Origin of the sequence: Salinivibrio costicola subsp. alcaliphilus (assembly GCF_001996185.1) — a bacterium.
In the GTDB taxonomy this organism is placed as follows: Bacteria; Pseudomonadota; Gammaproteobacteria; order Enterobacterales; family Vibrionaceae; genus Salinivibrio; species Salinivibrio costicola.
In genome coordinates this window covers 1-302 of sequence record NZ_MUFR01000192.1, presented here as the reverse complement: position 1 = coordinate 302, position 302 = coordinate 1, and the positions used below count along the sequence as shown (strand labels likewise).

Here is a 302-nt window from a genome sequence, read left to right as displayed (position 1 = left end):
GACGGCCTACCGTTATACCGCATCGAAAAAGAGCTGGCCCGGGTCGGCGTCGAGCTCCAGCGCACCACCCTGGCAAGCTGGATGATTAAAACGGCTGAGTTGCTGTCGCCGCTGTACCTCGCTATGCAGGAAAGTTTGCTCGGAGAGTCGGTTATCCACGGTGACGAAACGACGCTTCAGGTGCTGAAGGAGCCAGGCAAGACAGCCCAGAGCCAATCCTATCTCTGGGCCTACACCAGCCCGGCGCAAAGCACGACGCCGGTGGTGCTGTTCGACTACCAACCAGGCCGGGGGCACACTTA

At 60.3% G+C, this 302-nt stretch carries 1 protein-coding gene; it reads left to right on the top strand.

Annotation, left to right across the window (positions count from 1 at the left end):
• The coding region (locus BZJ21_RS15820) for an IS66 family transposase (RefSeq protein WP_158075558.1) at window positions 1-302 on the top strand (302 nt) is incomplete at both ends.